The 19,769-nt window shown below is 38.1% G+C and carries 13 protein-coding genes; 6 read left to right on the top strand and 7 right to left on the bottom strand.

What is annotated here, in order from left to right:
- Nucleotides 1-163 precede the first annotated feature (163 nt).
- Complete coding sequence (locus DWZ33_RS09235) at nt 164-682, top strand: hypothetical protein (protein ID WP_118454605.1); 519 nt, start codon at nt 164-166, stop codon at nt 680-682.
- A 49-nt stretch (nt 683-731) separates the two neighbouring features.
- Here the strand turns inward: DWZ33_RS09235 and DWZ33_RS09230 are convergent, their stop codons facing one another.
- Nucleotides 732-2,111, bottom strand: a complete 1,380-nt coding sequence (locus DWZ33_RS09230) for a glucosaminidase domain-containing protein (protein WP_118454604.1) — start codon at nt 2,109-2,111, stop codon at nt 732-734.
- Between the two features lie 185 nt (nt 2,112-2,296).
- On the opposite strand from DWZ33_RS09230, the gene DWZ33_RS09225 reads away from it, so the two are divergent.
- Complete coding sequence (locus DWZ33_RS09225; RefSeq protein WP_182425609.1) at nt 2,297-3,790, top strand: glycoside hydrolase family 10-like protein; 1,494 nt, start codon at nt 2,297-2,299, stop codon at nt 3,788-3,790.
- Nucleotides 3,791-3,974: 184 nt separating this feature from the next.
- Here DWZ33_RS09225 and DWZ33_RS09220 read toward each other — a convergent pair whose 3' ends face one another.
- The gene (locus tag DWZ33_RS09220; RefSeq protein WP_182425607.1) at nt 3,975-6,008 is read right to left on the bottom strand and encodes an InlB B-repeat-containing protein; all 2,034 of its coding nucleotides are present in this window, start codon (nt 6,006-6,008) and stop codon (nt 3,975-3,977) included.
- 691 nt (nt 6,009-6,699) lie between these two features.
- Nucleotides 6,700-9,318 (bottom strand): N-acetylmuramoyl-L-alanine amidase family protein, encoded by a 2,619-nt coding sequence (locus DWZ33_RS09215; protein WP_118454601.1) that lies wholly within the window; start codon nt 9,316-9,318, stop codon nt 6,700-6,702.
- A gap of 483 nt (nt 9,319-9,801) precedes the next feature.
- Between DWZ33_RS09215 and DWZ33_RS09210 the strand changes: the two genes are divergently transcribed.
- On the top strand, nt 9,802-10,332 hold the full coding sequence (locus tag DWZ33_RS09210) for a GNAT family N-acetyltransferase (protein ID WP_118454600.1): 531 nt from the start codon (nt 9,802-9,804) through the stop codon (nt 10,330-10,332).
- A 462-nt stretch (nt 10,333-10,794) separates the two neighbouring features.
- Here DWZ33_RS09210 and DWZ33_RS09205 read toward each other — a convergent pair whose 3' ends face one another.
- From DWZ33_RS09205 to licT, 4 genes are all read right to left on the bottom strand, one after another.
- Complete coding sequence (locus DWZ33_RS09205) at nt 10,795-12,138, bottom strand: MATE family efflux transporter (RefSeq protein ID WP_118454599.1); 1,344 nt, start codon at nt 12,136-12,138, stop codon at nt 10,795-10,797.
- 198 nt (nt 12,139-12,336) lie between these two features.
- Entirely contained in the window at nt 12,337-13,743 is a 1,407-nt protein-coding gene (locus DWZ33_RS09200; protein WP_118454598.1) for a glycoside hydrolase family 1 protein, read from the bottom strand.
- Nucleotides 13,744-13,745: 2 nt separating this feature from the next.
- Nucleotides 13,746-15,578 (bottom strand): beta-glucoside-specific PTS transporter subunit IIABC, encoded by a 1,833-nt coding sequence (locus DWZ33_RS09195; protein WP_182425605.1) that lies wholly within the window; start codon nt 15,576-15,578, stop codon nt 13,746-13,748.
- Nucleotides 15,579-15,685: 107 nt separating this feature from the next.
- The gene (gene licT, locus DWZ33_RS09190; protein ID WP_118454596.1) at nt 15,686-16,531 is read right to left on the bottom strand and encodes a BglG family transcription antiterminator LicT; all 846 of its coding nucleotides are present in this window, start codon (nt 16,529-16,531) and stop codon (nt 15,686-15,688) included.
- Nucleotides 16,532-16,976: 445 nt separating this feature from the next.
- Here licT and DWZ33_RS09185 point away from each other — a divergent pair, with 445 nt between their 5' ends.
- From DWZ33_RS09185 to DWZ33_RS09175, 3 genes are read left to right on the top strand one after another with little or no spacing between them, the layout of a single operon-like run.
- Nucleotides 16,977-17,816, top strand: a complete 840-nt coding sequence (locus DWZ33_RS09185) for a PRD domain-containing protein (RefSeq protein ID WP_118454595.1) — start codon at nt 16,977-16,979, stop codon at nt 17,814-17,816.
- Nucleotides 17,817-17,876: 60 nt separating this feature from the next.
- Entirely contained in the window at nt 17,877-19,271 is a 1,395-nt protein-coding gene (locus DWZ33_RS09180) for a PTS transporter subunit EIIC (RefSeq protein WP_118454594.1), read from the top strand.
- An 8-nt stretch (nt 19,272-19,279) separates the two neighbouring features.
- On the top strand, nt 19,280-19,720 hold the full coding sequence (locus DWZ33_RS09175) for a PTS sugar transporter subunit IIA (RefSeq protein ID WP_118454593.1): 441 nt from the start codon (nt 19,280-19,282) through the stop codon (nt 19,718-19,720).
- Nucleotides 19,721-19,769 lie beyond the last annotated feature (49 nt).

Genomic DNA, 19,769 nt, shown 5'->3' with positions numbered 1-19,769 from the left:
TCCAGCATTGGTTTAATTATAGACCTTTAAGCCTGAGATTGCCACTTCTTTCATTAATTTCCACACTCTCACATAATTTTCACAGAAACTTGCATTCTCTGATTAATTCAGATACTATTAAGATAAAGAAATCAGTAAATGATTTATAGGGGAGGAAATAATAATGAAACGATTCATCAGCGGTATGTTGGCGTTAACCCTCATGCTGAGCGGCTGTGCTGTAAAAAAAGAAGATGTGACAATCACTTTGCCAAAGGAATATTTTGAAATGGCGGGGACTGATGCCGCAATGGCATTAAGCAATAATGATGCTTATAAGTCAATGACCACCAACGAGGATGGTTCCGTGACACTCGTCTTTGACGCCGATAAATATGCAAAGTATTTAGAAGAATACAAGACGCAGATCAGAACCTCATTGGATGAGATTGAAAAGGATACAGAAACCTTCCCCAACATTACAAAAATTAGTGTGAATGATGATTTCACCCAATTTGATGTAACTTTAGAGAATGGTCAGGTAGGTTTGATGGATTCGTTATCAATCTTGATGCTGTATATGTATGGCTTCATGTATCAGGTATTGCTTGGTGAAGAAGCCGGCAGCAAGGATATTATTGTTAATTATCTTGATCCTTCGGGAAACATTATCGATACACTCAACAGCAGCAACATGGAATAACTAATAAAATGCACCCATTTTTAATTGAATGAGTGCATTTTTATTATGCTTATTGAAGCAGTGGAATAAAATTTTGAGAATGTACATAACCGATAGAATTACTTAATGAATATGGGATAAAAACACCGTTAAATTCATGCAGCTCATGATTTTCATCAAGCACGGAATCAACTTGAATTTTATACCAGAGTGAATTCCCGGATATTGATTCACCCTGTATTTCTTCTAATACAAGGATTGGCACATTAGCGGCCGATGACAGCTGGCTGATTGCGGCTATCTGGGTTGACGCGTCTTTTCTGACATTTACGCTGCCGGTATCGGTTTTGATCATAATTTTATATTTATTATAATCTTGACTGAAATAATAGCTATCTACTGAATAAGCATAACCGGCGGCTTTTTCACCCCAATAAGGATCTGAGGCATACATCACATTTAAACCGCTGCCCTTATCGCCAAGATGGCTGCCATGATAGCGAGAATCAAGGGCATCGAAAAAGCCCCAGTTCAAATGGGCGGTCGTATAAGTAAGCAGACAATCATAAACGGATTCATAAGTATCTGCAGCAGCTGTATTGCCATCAACCGCATTATATCCAAATAGATTGTAACGATTGACTGCGAAATCACTGGTGCCGAAGCGGCTCTCATTCATCGCAACCGCATATATTAATAAGGCATTGCAGCCTGATTCCTGCTGGGCGGCAATAAACGCTTCACCGGCATCCGCTAATACTGAAGCCGCGGCGTAATCAGCTTTTTCATTATTCAGCCAGCCATTCAGCTGACTGCCGCTTAATGAGGTTGCTGAATGCATCGGCAAATACTGATAATAATTGTAAAACGGGATTGAATTAATGCTGTTGGCCATCTGGCGGTTATTCAAATCCGCTAAATATTGATCTAATGAACGATAAAAATAATGTCCGTCATAACTATAAACAATCTCGCCCTGCTTCAGCCATGAAGGCGCTGCGCAAAGCACGATTGGCATATAAATCGGTTCATTAAGATTGGTACTGACCATATGGATCAAATTCTGCCGCTCATCAACCGTATAATAAGAAGGATAGTCATATCCCTGTTCAGACAGCTCAGCATTCTCCATTTTAATCCAGCCGCGGCAGCCGGCAAGCATGATTTCATAACGATGTCTCGACTGACTGATCAGTGCCGCATCCGCTCCATAAGCGCTATCAGCAGTGACATAGGTAAAAGGTGTTTCAGAGGTGCTTGTTTCATAGATTGGTATCGTGGCATCAGCAGATACAAGGCGGACAATCTGCGGATCTGTATGTTCAAAATAACCCTCAGATAACATAAAAAGCAGTGTGCCCATCAAAACAAAAGCCGCGCAGATGACACCTGCCGCTATTTTTCCCTTTTCAGTCAAACGGTAACGTTTTCTTTTTCTCTTTGCTGCCATAAATTCACCCTTTTTATTTATTATAAGCAACAAACTGCCGCTTTCAAAGTCGTTCGTTAATTTCACATAATTTCACAAACGCTTATTTTATCAATGATGAGCTTGATTTGGAAGGATCTGGGAGAATTTTCTAATGAAATTAGTGATTTGGTAGTGTATACTTGATGAGAGGAGGAAGTTTGAATATGGTAAAAAAACTTTTTAAAGGGTTCGTGGCAGCTTTAGTCATGCTGGCGGCATTTAATGTTCCAACCGCCGTAAAAGCAGAAGATGCCATGACATCAAGAGCTGTCTGGGTCTCATATCTTGACTTTCAGCAATATTTGAAGGATAAGAATGAAAGTGAATTTAAATCAGCATTCACCGCGATCTGTGACAATGCCCTTGACAACAATCTGAATACACTGATTGTCCATGTGCGTGCATTTAATGACGCGGTCTATCCAACGGCAAATTATCCATGGGCAGAATGGCTGAATTCAGACATGAAAGATCCAGGCTATGATCCATTGGCTTTGATGATTGAGATTGCTCACCGCAAGGGATTGAAATTTGAAGCGTGGATCAACCCATTCCGCATTTCATTAAAGACATCTGAAACACAGCGTTTCGCAAGTTCAGAATACTTTAAAGATTTTGCGCAGGATGATTTAATTGAATATGACAATGACGGTCAGCATAAAATGATTTTAAATCCGGCCAGCAAGACAGCGCAGAACGCGATTGTCGAAGGGGTCAGAGAAATCGTTGATAACTATGATGTTGACGGCATTCACTTTGATGATTATTTCTATGTATCCGGTACATACGGCAACACTTCACAGCAGGAGCGCAAGGATTATGTTAATACACTTGTGAAACGTGTCTATCAAACGGTTAAGAATGCCGGTTCGGATAAAGTCTTTGGTATCTCTCCGCAGGGCAATCTGGATAATGACCGTGATCATGGTGCTGACATTGACACATGGCTGTCAACAGAAGGCTATGTAGATTATGTTATGCCGCAGATTTACTGGACTGATCAATATGGCACCAGCGGTACGACAACAATGTTCTCTGATCGTGCCAAAGCATTCAAAAATATTTGGACGAATAAGAACATTGATTTAAGAGTTGGCTTGGCACTTTATAAAGTTAATGGTCAGGGCAGCGGTGACGCCGGCTGGGCATGGTCTTCAGACAATCTCGCAACACAGGCTGAAAAAGCGGCAGCATTAGGCTACAGCGGTTATGCGTTATTCAGATATGATCAATTAGTAGCTTCCGGCTCACAGACTGAATTAAACAATCTAAAAAAAGTTTTCGGTACGAATAACAATCAAGGCAGTGAAAAACCGGCTGGCAAGAATGGCTGGGTACAAAGCGGCAATACTTGGTATTATTATAAGAATGATCAAAAGGTAACCGGCTGGTTCAAGGATGAATATCAATGCTGGTACCTGCTTGATTTTGTGACTGGTGAAATGCAGACGGGCTGGATTGCCGGTGACAGCACTCATTGGTATTATTTAAATCCAGCAAACGGCATCATGCAGACGGGCTTGAAAACTATTGACGGTGTTCAATATCTGCTTGAAAATACTGGTGAATTTGCTGGCAGCATGAAACGTTCAGGTACATATACAGTTGGTAATGATACTTGTACTGTAGCTCAGGACGGCAGTGTTATCAGCTGTTAATTATCGAAATGAATCGGCGCTTAGGCGCTGATTTTTTTACACCATTAAAAAGCTCTTTCAGTCACCGCTTTGGACTCAAAGAGCTTTTTTCAATATCTGGGAAGTAAATTTGTTGAATCGAATTTTATCGAATGCTCACAATTTACAGCTAATCATTTGCAAATTTGCTGCATATTTTTGATTATTACTTATAATTTGCTATAAATTCAGGATCAGAATAAATCGGACTCCAATAAATACCTAATTCATTGATCCAGCAGCCATCAACCCACTGATTTCTAACCATTTTACCCTCTGCATCAAAGTAATACCATCTGCCGTTATCTGTTGCATGCCATGTATTCTTTAGATATGAATAATTATCAAAATAATACCAGTCTTCATAATGAGCCTGCCAATATTCATATTTTGCCGAGAAATCCGCATTGAAATAATACCAGTTATTTTCTGTATCCTTCCATGATCTGATTAGTTTACCATTGGCATCTGCCAGATATACTTTATATTCATTACCATATTGCTTCTTAAACTCACCAAGCGGCAGGGTATCAATCAGTTTGCCGTTTTTATCAAGAACGATCCATTCCGCCTTAGCAACTGTACCATCAGGTTTAGCATAATAAGCCTTATAATCGGAATCTGATAATTCCTCCATATTATCCGGCTTGATCGTTTCAACCAGTTTATCCTTATCGTTTACAACCACAAAGCCATTCTGCACTGGTTTACCTTTTTCATAGAAGTAGGTTTCACCTTTTTTATTCACAAAACCGTTTGAAGATGTAGGGGATGAACTAGAACCTGAAGAAACAGATTTCCAAACAGCGGTAAGTATAACATCAGATTCTGGAACAGTGTAATCACTGCCTGGCGCATAAGTAGTCGTGCCATCGCTCCAACCCGCGAATTCATAACCTGAACGTGTAGGTTTTGGTAATTTTACTGCATCTCCCTTTATCTCTAGTTGTGGTTCAAGCATTTGACTTGTTCCAGTTTCCAAAGTAATCATCATTACATCCTTATTTGCTCTGCCAATAACTATTTCATTCTGATCATTCAAAACATAACCTGTATTTTTTAATAAATTAACACCTTTATACGAATCAGCATTAGTCAATACAATACTTTCATCAGTTGGTTTTACAATAACCGTTCCTAAGGCCTTAATTTCTGGCTCAATATTTATTCCGTACCTACTATGCTCAATTACTGTATCACTAGGATCGATAACTACGTCTTTATTTAAATATATTACAGAATTTTCATCGCAAGTTGAGATACCGCCTGCCTTAATTGTAGCATCAGCCTTGTCACTTGTTCTAACATCACCATAGAAGTGTGAAGCGCTCAGCGTATATTTAACTTCGCCGGTAATTGTTGCTTTTGAACTATCAAGATCATAAATAGTATATCTTTGATTTGGCTGAATCCAGAATTCAAAATCGCCATTAATTGTTGTACCCTCACCGCCTGCATATACACCGCCGCTTGTTGGGCTATATGCAGAATCACCAAAGACTCCAGCTATTGTAAATGTTTCGTGTGAGCGAATCATTACGTTACCATTGACTATTGTTTCAGCATTCTTTGATCCGCCATATACTTCATGAAATGGAGTTTCTCCATAGATTACCATTGTGATATTCCCATTCCATGTACCAGCGCCAGCTCCTTCTATGAACTCAACTTCACCTGTATCTCTGCCCATTGTATTAAATATAAAATCGCCTGTCTGTTCACAGCCACCTGTAGACCCAACGATACCCTTAATGGCACCGCCCTTATAAGTAATCATAACATTGCCAGTATGCTCTGTATAATAATCATCATTGAAGCCGCCAACACCATAAATAACAACATTTGTGCAATCATAACCATTATTTGGATAAGAATCAATATCGATTCCAACCTCTTCACCTAAAGACTTAATATCAATTTCTGGATCACTGCTATCAAGTAAACCATTATGATTTTTATCATCATAAATTTTGGTATATGTATCATCAACTCGGCTTGTGTCAATAAATATTGAATGTCCATGCAGTAATAAAGCGTATTCCTCTTCACCATCCGCATTTGTATGCGATACCATCTCAATATTTCCTTCTTCATTAAATTCGTCTGATTCAGCAAATATTTCATTAGCATAACTACCTGAAACTAACACTGCTGCCATTGCAGAAGATAAAATAATACCAATCATTCTCTTGAATTTCATCTGTTTCCCTCTTTTCATTCGTTTCTGCGCATTCATAAACAATTCCAGATTATGTATAGCTATCCCTCTTCTCTTCCACTTCTAAAATCATTTAACGGGGAAACATGCTAATTGTAATTCTTTCATAAATTCCCCCGCATAAAATAAAACTGTCTTATAAGGTATACCTTACAAGACAGTATAAAAATGGCTAAAATTATACAAAATATGGTAAAAATCGTTTTACAAATGCTATAAACAGGCTTATAATTAAGGTAAATAAAGTGTCTCATAATGTATACTTTTTGACACAATATTTCGTTTTGTTATATAAAAAGAAAAGTTAGAATACTTATAAAGCAAATTTAAATACTAAAGAAAGACAAAATTAGCAGCCAAAAAATGTATATAATAGACTTAAACAACATAAAATCATAATTAATATTGTCTTTATGATAATGGAATATTTGTTTTTCCCTTTTCACTATATTTAATCGTTATGTAAAAAACATCAAAGTATATATTTACTATATATTATATTTCCTATTTACTCGCAAAAAGGTTCATAATTTCAAGTTTTCTGTTTTAGATCATGTGAGCAAAAACAAAATAAATTAATTTTTTATTTAAACAGCATGAATTAACATACAAAATAATCATGAAAAAACTCCAAGCATAAAGTCTGGAGTTTTAACTGTATATTACCCTGTGTTTACTTAGCAGTACCAATTGCGATTACTTTACCATTACTATCAATTGCAGTAACCGTTACTCTTGCAGCACTGTTCAGCTGAATACCATCATAATCAGCATAAATACCAAGTTTCACAACAATTAAATCTTTATCTGTATCCACATAATATTCCATGCCATATGAATTAAGCGGTGTGAATTCGCATTCAGAATAATCATTAGTATAAGCTATCATTCTTAACATTCCATACTTCGATTCAGTTAAACTTAAATCATCATTATTCAATTCAACACTAATCATTACTGTGCCGTTATCATCTCTAGCGTAAGCCGTATAAGTTACATAATATTCGACTGCATCTTCTTTACTGAATTTATACTTCTTTGCGGTTTCATCATAACTGATATTCATTTCATCCACATTTGTATAATTATTATCCTTTAGATTATCATTAAGTGATTTCATATCGGCAGTTAAGTTACCATGACCCATAGCCGCAAAAGGTTCTGATTCTTGATAGCCATTTATCACACCCGTGTTAGTACAATCATTTACCTCAATGACTAGATTATCGCCTTGGCTGCCATTACCTAGATATAGAGAAGCATATGTTACATCCATATTACCGTGATTAACACAATTATTGAATTTCAAATATTTTGTACGGTTTAATCCAATGTCTCCAAGTTTTGTTTGTACATAGCCACCAACATAGAATGACACATAAACATTACCTGAAGTTCTCTTAACGCTTAAATTATTCTCAACATCATTAAATACAGTATTCAAAACGCCTGAGAAAGTTATTAGCGGTGCTTCATTATTATCATTAGCAGTTACCTCAACCACTTTATTATCTTTAGAATTAATTGTGATTGAATCAAATAAAATAGTATTTTCATTTATTACTGATTCATAAACTTTACCATCTGAGCTATTAATGATATTCATATTAGCTGTTTCCAATAATGATAAAATTCCTTGTGAACCATGCTCAAGTGTGAAATTTTTAAATGTAGCATCTCCGTATGAACTTGATGCAAACCATGAATAAGCAATACCACCTTTTGCATCTTTGATAACTGAATCACTATCTGGTAATGTAATAGTATGATTATCCCCATCAAACACTCCCGTAAAATTGCTCATTTGGATATGTCCAGCTGGAATGGTAATATCTGAAATCAATTTATAATTGTAACTATCTTTAGTACTAAAGTGATCTCCGATTTTAGTTATTTGTTCATGATTTTCAATTAGATATGGAAATTGCTCACTGCCATTCCCACCTGCAAAATCATTATTTGTCAGAATTAATGTTAACGTCATGCTGTTTCTAATCTTACTGCTGAAATCAAATGGCTTGCCATCAGAAGTAACCCATTTGTATGAATATCCTTCTGGTGCATCTGCTGGTTTGGCAGGTTCTGTTATAGTTGAACCACTTGTTACGGTAACCGCTGCTGGTACATCGAATGAAATTGAACCATCAACTGCATATTTAACAGTATAAGAACTTGTACTAGAACCACCCGATGAACCACCAGTTGAAGGTTTATTTACTTCAGGTGCTTGCTCAACATCTTTGCCTGTTTCTACATCTTTAATTACTGTATCCTTGCCAGCTTCTACGCCATCAACGTTAGCTTCAACTTTGTTAATTGTTCCGCTTCCTTCAATTTTTACCGGAGCATCTGCTGTAATAGTACCTACTGTATTGCCTTTTGATACTTCTACCTTCGTATCTTTTGCACTTTCTGTTACTACCACATTCTTAACGTCGGCATTTACCTTGATTTGTGTATCGGTCTTTACTTCAAGACTTTCTACCGGTGCCTGAATATCGACACTTGCATATGTCCGTGTACTTACTTCTTGTGCAGGGACTTCAATCACGATTTCACCTTTGGTTGTTGATTGTACTTCAATCTTTTCTACTTCCCCTTTGAAGTTCTTATCCGGTGTTACCGCTGCTGTTTCTTCCAATACTATTGTCTTAACTTCTGTTTCACCGCTTAATACGACTTCTGTATTTCTTGTCTGTGTGCTGATTGATTCAATCTTTGAATCAGTAATCGTTAACTTACCGGCCGTTTGGTTGTCACCAATGACAACTAATTTGCCTTTTACGGTTACACCTTTCAGCTCTAATGCTTTCGCGGTTGTCACATCGACATAGAGGTTACCTTCAATGACTTCACCTTCTATTGCTTCTGGATCTGTTAATACTACGGATTTTGATTCAGCTAATGGAATAGCTTTGCCATCTTCAGTCAACTCATAACCGTCTTTGACATAATCCTTTGCCATAACACCGGTACCTTTAATATAATAGCGGGCGCCGTTATCCTCTACCCAAGCATCTGCCTGCATAACACCAGATTCACCCATGAAATACCAATGCTCATTGGAAGCGATCCAGCCAGTACGCATTGCACCGTTATCATCGAAAGCATACCAGCAATCGCCATCTTTGATCCAACCCTTGGCTATACTGCCATCTTCCTTAACATAAGACCATGTGCCGTTGTTATTGACCCATTGGGCCTCAGCCGCTCTGATTGGCATTGCTGCTGAACAGAGCATTGCAGCTACGACTAAAGCAGTCATCGCTGACTTTGTTTTGTTTGATTTCACTTTAATTACCTCCCCAGGTTTTTTAATTTGTCTTATAATGTATACCTTATAAGACAGACAAGAAAAAGCAAAATCATGCTATGAAATGTCAATAAAAGGTCTAAACATGTTTACATATATCGAAAATCATCCTATAATAAAGGTGTATTTTAGTGTATCAAAATGTATACTTTTTGACACAATATCTCATAACTGTTACAAATCTCTGTATTTCTAACACGCAAGCATCATATATAATGAAACGATTTCCAGTTGATATAAAAAATAATTATCTTTCCGGCTTGTTGCGGCGTCTCTATAAGCTGAAAAGCGCTGACCAAACGAACAAAAAGAGTTATGGACAGTAACATGAAGTTATGACACGAAATGAGTTGTTTGACATTTCCGCACGCAAATATTAGAATGGAAAAAGCTAAGTTATGTTTGGTCACCTTTGGCGGATAAGGTGTACTCGACAAATCGCAATTTGTGAGGATGAATGTTATGTGTGAATTGATGTTGGTTAGACCATCTAAACTATATGCAGAACAAGTTATGTCATATAAAGAAGAAATGTTGCAATGTGGAGATAGTTTTGATGGTTGTGCAGGGCTTGAAGATGTCCAATCATTTGACGAGTGGATTGATTTTGAAAGAAGATTAAGAGAAAAATATAGAAGCGGATATGTTCCATCAGAAGTCTTTTTAGCGGTAAGGCGAAACGACGATTTTGTTGTTGGCATGATTGATTTTCGACACCCATTATCGGATTTTCTTAAAAATTTTGGGGGTAATATCGGATATAGTGTTCGTCCGTCAGAAAGACGAAAAGGTTATGCGTCTGAAATGTTAGGATTGATTTTACCCTTTTGTCGTGAGTTTGGAGAAAGCAGGGTTTTATTGACCTGCGATAAGGGAAATGTAGCTTCGCAAAGGACGATTATTAAAAATGGTGGAGTGATCGAAAACGAAATTGCCGATACAGTTGGATTAAGTAAGAGTGGCATTATTCTAAGATTTTGGATTTCAATATAGCGTCTTTCTCAACCATTTCCCATTTGTCGGGCTGATTTATCTGCGTCTTATTGGGTTAAACAAAGTTGTTAGTATCAGCAGTTCAATAGCGGCAAGCAGGGCAAGTGCATATGCACTTGCGGTTTTCACCGAAAATCCGCTTGTTGGGGAGGTCATGCGGATCGATAGAAGCACGTTTTCAAGGATTCAGGATAGGTATGGTATACTATGCACATCAGCAGGTTTGACAAGAACTTGCTGTTTTTGTATTTCTTGGTGCCCAAATTTACAAAACCGTACTGTTACAAATTATGCCGCTTTATTCGTAGGATTTGAGAAAACACCCATTTCATGCGGGTTTGCGGGCCTTTCCTGTGGAATGATTTGACATATTATGGCTGCTAAAATGGATATATAGGCAATAAAAAAATGCCGGATAAGTTCAGATATCACTCTGTCATTCTCCGGCTTGTTATTTGATTATTAATTGGTTTGTTCAATAAACACCTTATCCGTTTTATGAATCTTCAAATACAAGATAAAGGCAATGAGTGCAGCTGCACATTCAGCAATCGGGAATGCAATCCATATGCCAGTTAAACCAAGCACAGGTGCCAATAAATACGCTGCCGGCAAAGTGATCACCAACTGACGGGTCATAAAGATAATAAAGCTGTACAGCCCTTTGCCCATTCCCTGAAACAGCGTTGGGAAAATCATACCCAAGGCAGCTGGCAGATAAGACAGCGCGATGATTCTTAATGCCGGAATACCCATTCTCAGCATTTCATCATCAGCATTAAACATTTTCAGCAAAAGACCGGGTGCTGCTTCAAACAGCAAAGTCCCCAAAGCCATAATCAATAAGGCAACCATCAGCGCGTATTTCAGCGTATCCTTTAAACGCTGATGATTTTGAGCGCCATAATTATAGCCAAAGATTGGCAAAGCTCCCTGTGTCAGACCGCTGACAGGCATAAATACAAAAGTCTGCAGCTTATAATAAATACCAAATAATGATACTGCCAGATTAGAGAATGTAACCAGCAGTGAATTCAATCCCATAACTAAGACTGAGCCTAATGAATTCATCAATATAGTAGGCACTCCTACCGCATAGATCTGTTTAATGCAATTAAAGTCTAAATGGAAAGATTTTAAATCAAATTTTACCTCATTCTTCTTCGCAAAAAGCATATAAATTGCAATACTCATGGATGTAAGCTGACCAATAACTGTGGCAATCGCCGCACCTCTTACCCCTAAACCAAAAGTAAAGATAAATATTGGATCGAGAATAATATTCACAATACAGCCAACTGCCTGCATAATCATCGGCAGTGACATCTTGCCTGTTGCCTGAAAAACCTTTTCTATTGCTATATGAACCATCTGACCAAAAGAAATCAGCATGATGACTTCTATATATTGCTTACCCATCTGAAAAATAACAGGATCATCCGTAAACAGATTAAAAAACGGTGTAATCACAAAGAAAGACGCAACTGCAAATACAATAGAGCTGATTACAGCCAGCAAAATGCCATGTGTTACCGCATTATTCGCTTCCTTGATATCCCGCATTCCCAGCTTTCGGGAAATATAAGAATTCATGCCGACACCCGTTCCCACGGCAACCGCCAGCAAAAAGTTCTGAATCGGAAAAGCAAGCGATACCGCCGTAATCGCATCCTGTGAAATCTGCGCTACATAAACGCTGTCGACAATATTGTATAATGACTGCACCAGCATTGAGAGCATCGGCGGAAAAGCCATTGACATTATGAGTGGAAAAACCGCTTTGGTTCCCATTTTATTTTGTTCCATATATACCTCCTCAAACAAATAAAAAGGTCATGCTTTTCTTCGTTTTGGTAATGGAAAACGAAAAAAAACATGGCCGTTACGACATTAAATTTACCATGGGTAATTTTAACTTATCTGGGCAAAAAAAACAAGTAGTTTCTGAAAAATAAATGCTTAATCAAAAGAAGACATCTCAAGTCCATGAGATGCCTAGTTATTTTATTCGCAGATTTCTCCCTTTGATAGAATGCAGTCCCGATACCAATAAAAGCTTTTTTTACGGTACCGCTCAAGTGATCCGCTGCCATCCGGCTGCAAATCTACATAGACAAAACCATAACGTTTGCTGATTTCTGCTGATGCTGCACTGATACAATCAATTGGGCCCCATGAAGTATAACCAAATACTTCAACACCATCATCTATCGCTTGTTTCATAGCGGCAATATGCGATTGATGATATGCAATGCGATAATCATCATCAACAGTTTTGACCCCCTTTGCATTCACAATCAGCACATCCTTAGCACCAATGCCATTTTCCGCAACAAACAGCGGCTTATGAAAATGATCATAAAGATAATTCAGCACATAGCGCAGTCCCTGCGGATCAATGGGATAATCGTAATCCGTATACTCTACATATGGATTTTTTAAACCACGCATAATGTTGCCATTTGCCATTTCATATTGACTCTCATCAGCAGCGACAACCTTGCTGCTGTAATAGCTGAAAGAAATAAAATCAACAGTATTTTGAAGCACTTCCGCATCACCGTCAGCAAACTTCACTTCAACATTATTTTCCTTCCACAGCCGCTTAGCATAATACGGATATTCCCCAGTGCAATGAACGTGAATGAAATAATCTAATTCATGCTGGGAATTCAGCATCTCCATCATGTCATCAGGCTTACATGTCATTGGATAGCGCGGTGCGGAAGCTGCCATACAGCCAATTTTTAAATCAGGATCAATCATTCTCGCAAGCTTTGTAGCCTTGGCACTCGCTACTAATTGATGATGTGCAGCTTGATATTTATCTTGTTGAGTTAATTCATTTTTAGGTGTTATTATACCGGCACCCAGCAATGGCGATATCAGCGTTACATTAATTTCATTAAAGGTCAGCCAGTATTTTACCCGATCATGATAACGTCTGATGACTGTTTCTGCATAATGAACAAAGCAATCAATGGTTTCCCGTGAACGAAAGCCATCATACTTCTGACATAAATGCAGCGGCATCTCATAATGGGAGAGCGTAATCAATGGCTCAATACCATATTTCAAACACTCATCAATCACCGCATCATAAAATGCTAAACCTTTTTCATTCGGCATCTCCTCATCACCCATTGGAAAAATACGGCTCCAAGCGATTGAGAAGCGAAAGACATTGCATCCCATTTCTGCTAATAAAGCAATATCTTCTTGATAGCGATGATAAAAATCGGTTCCCTTTAATTTAAGATTGTCAGCCGTCGGCGTTGCCGTCATTGGGGCGCGGACGCCTTTAGGCATCACATCCTGCTGAGAAAGTCCTTTGCCGTCTTCAAGATATGCGCCCTCACACTGATTAGCGGATAACGCGCCGCCCCATAGAAAATTATCTGGAAAGCTCATAATTATCGAATGGCTGTAAGCAGCACTGTCTGTAAATCTGCATTATCCTGATCAGTTTCCACAACATCTAAATAATTATTTGAATTCGTAATGATGATTGGTGTAATTACATCATAACCCTTATCCTGTATTGCGTTTAAATCAGCACTGATTAACTTATCACCGCGTTTTACCTTATCGCCGGTTTTCACATGAGCAGTGAAATATTCACCATTTAATTTTACCGTATCTAAGCCAAAATGAATCAGAACCTCAGTGCCATCTTCGGATGTTAACCCAATCGCATGTTTAGTTTCAAATAACATCACTACTGTACCATCAAAAGGTGACACAATTTCCCCATCTACCGGTACAATGGCACATCCCTTACCTAATGCTTCACTGCTGAAGGCGTCATCCTTAACTTCTGACAAAGGCAGTACAGCTCCCTTAAGAGGTGCATAAATTTCTGTTTTTTTATTCAAACTGCTTGGTTCAGCTTTTTTTTCTTCTTCAAATTCAACCGGTTCTTTATACAATACCCATGAGAAAATAAAACCTAATACTAAAGCAATCGCAACCGTGATACATGCATTCATAAATGAATTATCAGCACCGATATAGATTGGCAAAGCGAAAATGTTTGAAGTTCCTGCTGACCAAGCTTTCACACCCGTTATACCGGCATATAAACCCGCACAGCCGCCGGCCAGCATTGTTGCATAAAGCGGCCGTTTCAATTTCATATTTACACCATACAGCGCTGGTTCAGTAATACCGCAGATCGCTGTTACAGCACAAGATGAAGCTAATGCTTTTAAATCTTTATTTTTAGTCTTCACAGATACCGCAAAAGTAGCCGCTGCCTGAGCCATGTTGCTTGAAATCATACCCGGCGCTAAAATGGTTGCATAGCCTACGGTTGCACGCTGAACAGACTGAGCCGCTCCCAGACTATAATGCATGCCAGTCATTACCAATAACGGTGCCAAGCCGCCTACCAAGGTAGGTACGATCCAGCTTGCTTTAGTATCCAAGAAAGTAAAGAACGTACTTAAATAACCGCCTAAGATAGCTCCTAAAGGCCCTAGCACAATTAAACCTACCGGCGCCACAATTAATATTGTCATCATTGGCACAAAGAAAGTCTTAATCGCATTAGGAGTAAATTTCTTAACATATTTTTCAATAATTGCCTGAAAAGCAACAATCAAAATAATCGGTATAACACTGGATGTATAGGTGGCCATATTCACTGGCAGCCCTAAGAATGAAACAGCTTCTCCCGCGCTTTTCAAGCCTGTGAAAGTAGGATGAACAAGCATACCGGCAAAGATTAACGATACATATGGATTAATCTTAAATTTCTTTGCGGCTGAATAAGCAAGAAAGAACGGCAGATAGTAGAACACAATATCAGAAATCATATATAAAAGCGTATAAGTCTGAGATGTCGTATCAATCCAGTTAGCTGCTACGCAAACGGATAATATTGCCTTAACCATACCAGAACCAGCCAGCGCTCCGACAATCGGCATAAAAATACCGGCTATTAAATCAAAGACCTGAGATAATTCAAATTTCTTTTTGGTTTGCGTATTACCGTTTTTAATACCAACAGTTCCACTCAATTCCTCATACACCTCGGCAACATGAGTACCGATAACAATTTGAAACTGACCGCCTTTATTAACACAGCCTACAACACCTTTAATATTTTTGACTGCTGAACTGTCTGCCTTGCTGTCATCCTTTAAGACAAAACGCAGGCGGGTCATACAATGGGTCACTGATTCAATATTAGCTTCACCGCCGATATGAATAAGTATCTCTTTAATCATTTCTTGATATTTCATATTTTTTCTCCTTTTTAATAAAAATAAAAGCCTGAATTTCATTCAAAAAGCATGTGATCAGCACATTCTTTTGAAATCATCCAGGCTTTGCCCTTACGGTTACAATCCTATTTTGTTTGGTTTTTCACACGATCTGTCAATCTTCGGATATGCAGCATGAAGTATAACATTTCTTCATTTGACAAATCAATTGCCAGCTTATTATCCAAATATTTCTTGACCCTTAATACACACTCATATGTATCTGGATACTTTGTCTTTATTTGTTCATAAAGATAATCATCCTCGTTATCAGAGGGCTGATGTGCCCGCTGCAGAAAGAAACGAATATGAGTGATAAAACGACTGTAATTGATTGATTCTTCATCAAGATCAATCTTATAATGAAATTTAATAATATTCAGGATGTCTTGAATTACATTGGTTGCCGCTACTGTGCTTCTTACGCCTTCACCACTTTGCTGGCCATTTACAAAGTGCATGGCAATAAAGCTCGCTTCATCCTCACTCATCCGGATACCCTCATAATACTCAATGATATCCAGACATTTGAGAGCAGTATCAAATTCCTTTTTATAGAATTTTTTGATTTCCCACAATAACGCGTTATTTAAACTGTCATTCTCTTTAGCTCTTTTAACAGCGAAATTGATATGATCAGCCAGACCGATAAAAATCGAATAATCAAACTGGGTATTCAAATCCTGTTCCGCAAAATCAATAATCCGTCTTGTCAGTTCTAACTGATTAACCGGAATATCATCAACAAGCTTAACAAACTGATTTTGAAGACCCTTAGAATCAAGTTTAAAAATTTTATCAATCTTACTCTCATCGGGTGTATCGCCTGGCTTCATTGCAAAACCAATGCCTTTACCCATCAATACTGTTTCCAGCATTTGTTCATCTTCAGCTAGCAGAATATTGTTATTGAATACTTTCTTGACTTTCAACTTTTACACCCCCTTAAAACTATAAAAGCCTAAACTACACCCAATAGAATTATGGTTATAGTTTAGGCTTTGCCTTGTCTCAAGTTACAATCCTAAATACGAGTTCATTATAGCGGCTGAAAGCGCTTATGTCAAGCACCATTCCAAAATTTATCGAAAATTGAGATAAAATAATGCTGACTATACTATATGAAGTAAAAAAGATAACCGCAATTCATACTGTAAATTATATTAAGCCATTATGATTTTGTCAGTGTTCATTTTGTCTGCTTATTTATAAAACTGCATCACAGTTATTTATTTCAGAAATATTTACTTTTTTTACCGTTTGACAAACCCATTATAGATGCTATAATAGCTGTGTAAACGGATTGTAACTAAAGGCAAAACCATACATGTTTTCATGCAGGTTTGCCTTTTTTTGTTATTTTGGAGGTGATCGACGATGTTGATATATAAAAAACTAAATAATAATGCCATCATCTCAAAGGATGAAAATCATAAAGAGATTGTTGTTATGGGTAAAGGCATAGCATTTAAAAAAGATATTTATGATGAAGTGGATGAAGAGCTCATTACTGGTATTTATGCCCTAAAGAGTAAGAATCAGCAAAGCAAACTGCAGCAGCTGGCTTCTGAAATACCCTATGAATTCTTTGCTATAGCCTCAGATATAACAATGAACGCCAAAAAGATTTTAGAATCTGAATTAGATGAAGGGCTGCTTCTTCATCTGGCTGATCATCTGCATTATTCATATGAAAAAGATAAGAAAGGGATCAAAACTCCCAATCTGATGCTTAATGAAATCAAACAATTTTATAAAAAAGAATTTGAAATAGGCATCGCCGCGGTTGGCTTAGTAAATCGAAGACTGGGTACTCGTTTAGGTGAAGATGAAGCTGGCTTTATCGCTTTTCATATCGTCAGCTGTGAAAGTACATCCGGTACTATTGATGCCAATGATTTGCTGATTAAAATGCAGAAAATTATCAAGGCTTTTGAAAAATATCTGCATGTCACCTTGGATAAAGAAGGCTATGAATACTCACGTTTTATCATTCATTTAAAATTCTTTATGACTAAAATGATTACCAGTACATCCCGCAATGATAAAAGCTTGAGCGATGATTCACTGTATCAGATGTTAGTTGAGAAATATAAAAATATTAATGAATGCTTAGACAAAATCAGTGCTATTACACTCTTGGATTTTAATTATGAATTGACGGATACAGATCGTATGTATCTCATTATCCATCTGGCAAGATTGGTTAATAAATAGGTCATTACAGCATAAGGCGCCAACGCTGTTTGATATAAATGCAACATAAGGAGATTAACTATGGATAACAATCTACGATTAGCTAAAGAGATTATGAGCCATGTTGGCGGCAGTGATAACATTACAGCCTTAAATCACTGTTCTACACGCTTACGATTAAAAGTTAGAAATGAAGAAATTTTTGAATTTGATGAGATTAAAAAGATTGATGGTGTCTTGGATGTGGTAAAAGCTATTGGCGGATATCAGATCATCGTGGGCAATAATGTTTCTAAAGTATATAAAGCAATTACAGAAAATTACAGCATTAAAGCCAGCGGTGAAACCGGCAGAGTAGCCGCAAATCCTTTTGAATTGTTATTAAATACATTAGCGGATATTATGGGACCGGCAATTCCTGCGATTGTTGTCGCGGGATTGATTTCAGCATTGCTTACCCTCTGCACATTTGCCGGTCTATCTACGGACAGCTCGACCTATACCATTTTATATGCGGCATCGCAGGCGCCTTTTTACTTCCTGCCGGTATTAACGGCCTATACTTCCGCCAAACACTGGAAGGTCAGTCCGATTTTGGCGCTGTTCCTAGCCGGTATCATGCTTTACCCTACGCTGATTGAAGCGGGTAACGCCGGCGGTATGATCAGTTTGTTTGGTCTGCCGGTAACTGCGGTTAATTATTCTACTTCTCTAATTCCTATTATTCTTACAATTTGGATCATGCATTATGTAACGGCATTGGTTGAAAAGTATTGTCCGGATGCAATCCGTTATATCCTTGCCCCTTTAGGTGTAATGCTGATTATGATACCGATTATGCTTTGTGTCAGCGGTCCAGTTGGTGCTTGGGTTGGTGACTTGATGTCACTGCTGGTTACTTGGCTGAATAGTCATGTGCCATGGCTGACAGTCCTTGTGCTTAGCGCCATCGCACCTTTCCTTGTCTTAACTGGAAGTCATTTGGCATTAATGCCGCTGTTAGTAGCCAATTTTACCAATTTGGGTTATGACAACAGCTTATTGATTGCTTTTATCGGCATGAACTTCTCACAATTCGCGGTATCAGCAGCCGTATTCTTCAAGTCGAAAAAACCGGCGCTGAAATCAACTGCCTTCTCTACCGGCTTGACAGCTTTTCTGACCGGCACGACAGAACCAGCATTATATGGATTATGTCTGCGTTTAAAGAAACCTTTGATTGCAACCTTTATTGGCTGTATCGCAAATGGTGTCTACTGCGCTCTCACACAAGTTAAAATCTACTCATTCGGCGCGCCTGCCTTTTTAACCTTAGCCAACTTTATTGATCCCGCGGGTTCAAATAACTTTTATTTGGCATTAGGCGCAGTTGCCGTCACCATTATTGTAACCTTCATCGCGACTTGGCTTCTGGGCTTTGATGAAAGCGGCTTTGAAGATAGTGACAGTGAGGATTCAGAACCAAAAAAAGCTTAAACGAATCAATAATCGTCAGCCCAGTTGCTGGTTCGTTAATTCCCCTAAAGGAAGTGGGAGATCCTGTTTTCTCAACAGGATTAATGGGCGAAGGAATTGCTGTACTGCCTGAAGACGGTAAAGTATACGCACCATGTGATGGTGAAGTCATCGTTATTCCGCCATCACAGCATGCGATTGGCTTCAGGACGAAGAACGGCATTGAAATCTTAATTCACATCGGTACGCAGTCTGAATTGATTGAAAATGAATTCAAATGCAAGGTAAAAGAAGGTCAAAGAGTGGAAAGAGGTGATTTAATTATGACCTTTGATATTCAGAAGCTAAAAGCTAAAAACTACGATTTGACCACCCCTATTGTAATCACCAACACAAAGGAATTCACGGATATCCTCGCTGTTGATGAAAATAAAGTAAAGGCTGGCGATAAAATAATCGCAGTCATCTGATTCATGAACCACTGAAAGACAAATTGTCTTGCTTTATAAGGAGGTCCCG

Source organism: Dielma fastidiosa (assembly GCF_003475485.1).
GTDB lineage: Bacteria > Bacillota_I > Bacilli_A > Erysipelotrichales > Erysipelotrichaceae > Dielma > Dielma fastidiosa.
This window is presented reverse-complemented; position numbering and strand designations above follow the sequence as displayed.

What these genes read in the sequence shown, in the direction of transcription:
- DWZ33_RS09180 (WP_118454594.1), top strand. Translation starts at nt 17,877, where the DNA reads ATGGATAACAATCTACGATTAGCTAAAGAGATTATGAGCCATGTTGGC.
- DWZ33_RS09225 (WP_182425609.1), top strand. Translation starts at nt 2,297, where the DNA reads ATGGTAAAAAAACTTTTTAAAGGGTTCGTGGCAGCTTTAGTCATGCTG.
- DWZ33_RS09210 (WP_118454600.1), top strand. Translation starts at nt 9,802, where the DNA reads ATGTGTGAATTGATGTTGGTTAGACCATCTAAACTATATGCAGAACAA.
- DWZ33_RS09235 (WP_118454605.1), top strand. Translation starts at nt 164, where the DNA reads ATGAAACGATTCATCAGCGGTATGTTGGCGTTAACCCTCATGCTGAGC.
- DWZ33_RS09195 (WP_182425605.1), bottom strand. Translation starts at nt 15,578, where the DNA reads ATGAAATATCAAGAAATGATTAAAGAGATACTTATTCATATCGGCGGT.
- DWZ33_RS09220 (WP_182425607.1), bottom strand. Translation starts at nt 6,008, where the DNA reads ATGAAATTCAAGAGAATGATTGGTATTATTTTATCTTCTGCAATGGCA.
- DWZ33_RS09200 (WP_118454598.1), bottom strand. Translation starts at nt 13,743, where the DNA reads ATGAGCTTTCCAGATAATTTTCTATGGGGCGGCGCGTTATCCGCTAAT.
- DWZ33_RS09185 (WP_118454595.1), top strand. Translation starts at nt 16,977, where the DNA reads ATGTTGATATATAAAAAACTAAATAATAATGCCATCATCTCAAAGGAT.
- DWZ33_RS09205 (WP_118454599.1), bottom strand. Translation starts at nt 12,138, where the DNA reads ATGGAACAAAATAAAATGGGAACCAAAGCGGTTTTTCCACTCATAATG.
- DWZ33_RS09230 (WP_118454604.1), bottom strand. Translation starts at nt 2,111, where the DNA reads ATGGCAGCAAAGAGAAAAAGAAAACGTTACCGTTTGACTGAAAAGGGA.